Here is a 2199-nt window from a genome sequence, read left to right as displayed (position 1 = left end):
CGAAGCCTTCAAGCATCCACTCGATCTTCAGGCAGAACAAGCTCTCCGTAGCGTTCCCGGTTTTAATTTGGTAGCGAGTAAATTTGTAGAGTTTCTCTACGAGCGACCGCAACTGGTGTACCTGATGGGCAATAGCATCCAAGCTGGCCCCAGGCAATATGCGACTATTTATGGGATGTTTCGGGAATGCGTTCGCGATCTCGATATTTATCCCGAACCGATCTTATTTGTCAGCCAAAATCCCCAAGTTAATAGTTATGCAATGGGGCAAGAAAATCCCTACATTGTCATTAATACAGGCTTGCTGGATTTACTCGAAGAAAATGAAATTAAAACTGTTCTAGCTCACGAATTAGGACATATTAAATGTGGACATACCATCCTCATTCAAATGGCTATGTGGGTGATGAATGCGGCTTCAGTTATTGGTGAGATGACTTTTGGACTGGGAAATATCATTAGCAATGGATTAATCGTAGCCTTTTACGAGTGGCGACGCAAGGCTGAACTATCATCAGATCGAGCAGCCTTACTAGTGATGGACGATCCTCGGGTGGTGATGACGACAATGATGAAACTTGCTGGTGGGAGTAGCAAATTTAGCGATGAATGCAGTCTCGAAGAATTCATCAAGCAATCGGAAAGTTATCGAAACTTAGATGAAGACGGACTGAATCAAATCTATAAAGCGCTAATGTATGTAGGCGTAAATGGAATGCTCAGCCATCCTTTTCCCGTCGAACGCCTTCACTATCTCCAAGAGTGGACGAATTCTAGTGAATATCGCGATATCCGGCGCGGCGAATATCAACGCGTGACGATCGATACTGTCAATACCGAACCAACTGCCAGCGAAACCGCCCGATTGCAGCGCAAAATTGATGAACTGCAACGGGAGATCGACAGGCGGAGATCGGAAGGTCGTTAAATTAATTAATAATTAATAATTATTAATTGAATTATTAGGTTGGGGATTGAGACCCCTGTTTTTAGTTGATTGTCGTGAGATGGGTGTCACGCTGCTCTGCTCGATCTTGGATGCGATCGAGGTGAAGAGAATTTAGGTGTATTGCTTCTGAATCAGAAGCTACACCTAATTTTGTATAAGGATACAGTGTCATCGTTCCTAGCGATGTTGTCACATCAGGATTTGTAGATACAATATCCTATGATAAGAGTAAAAATGTCTAATTAATTTTGGATCGGTACTTAGGAAATAAATGAAGCAGTATTCTCCACTCACGATCGTTTCATACATAATGGGGCCGCTGCTGATTATCATTAGTCACTTCGGATCGTTGCTAGTACTCAGTACTGGCTTATCATGGGGATCTGGATTCTGGATTGGATTTTTGTATCTCACCAGGATGCTCGCAACCACGAGTATTTATCATCGACTGCTCACCCACAAAAGCTATCAAGCTCCAGCGATCGTCCTGTGGATCGGTAGTATTATCGCATCCTCCGCCGGACACATGGGGCCGAGTTGGTGGAAAGCGCACCATCTGACTCATCATCAACATGCCGATGGCGATCTCGATCCGCACTCGCCACATACACCCGCACAGGGAGTGGGTGGCTTTTATTGGTCGCAGGCGGGTTGGCTGTTGTCCTCCCGCTTTTTTCCGGCTAAATTGCCGAGCGATGTCGAAAAGGATCTCGTCCTCAAGATAATCGATCGATTGCACTTTGTCCCGGTGGTGGCACTGGCGGCAATTTCTTATTGGCTGGGTGGATTGGAATATTTGGGCGCATTCTTCCTCAGTACCACGTTGCTATTTCATGGTGTCCAAACAGTGAACTCGCTGAGTCATCTATTTGGCGAGCAGCCATTTAATACCAACGATCTCAGCCGTAACAATGGATTTGTGGCATTGCTGAGTTTGGGTGAAGGTTGGCACAATCTCCACCATGCCTTTCCGTCATCTAGTCGGCATGGGATTACGATTCGCGGCGGAACAGCGATTTACCTAATCGATCCAACCTTTAGCTTTATCAAAGTGCTGGAGTTCTGCTCCCTAGCTTCAAAACTCAAAGTCCCCAGTACTAAAGAGCTACTGGCGCGTGCTAAAAACCGTAAATTACCGCAAATCGACATCCCCGCGAGCGTCGAAGCATCTGTAAATTCTTAACCCCAGCGGTTAGAAACCACTACTCAGAATGCAAAGTTCGCCTGTGCGGTCTAGAATATTAGACCGC

Annotated in this window: 2 protein-coding genes; both read left to right on the top strand. The window is 45.7% G+C overall.

Features of this window, described 5'->3' with window-relative positions; genetic code table 11:
* Positions 1-928, top strand: a 928-nt coding sequence (locus RMO35_RS03810; protein ID WP_309738672.1) for a M48 family metallopeptidase, incomplete at its 5' end; no start/stop codon positions are given.
* Positions 929-1220: 292 nt separating this feature from the next.
* Complete coding sequence (locus RMO35_RS03805) at positions 1221-2132, top strand: acyl-CoA desaturase (RefSeq protein ID WP_309738671.1); 912 nt, start codon at positions 1221-1223, stop codon at positions 2130-2132.
* Positions 2133-2199 lie beyond the last annotated feature (67 nt).

The sequence above is a fragment of the Chamaesiphon sp. OTE_20_metabat_361 genome (genome assembly GCF_031364565.1).
This window is presented reverse-complemented; position numbering and strand designations above follow the sequence as displayed.

Excerpts from the sequence above, each read along its gene's own strand:
- RMO35_RS03805 (WP_309738671.1), top strand. The coding sequence starts at position 1,221 with ATGAAGCAGTATTCTCCACTCACGATCGTTTCATACATAATGGGGCCG.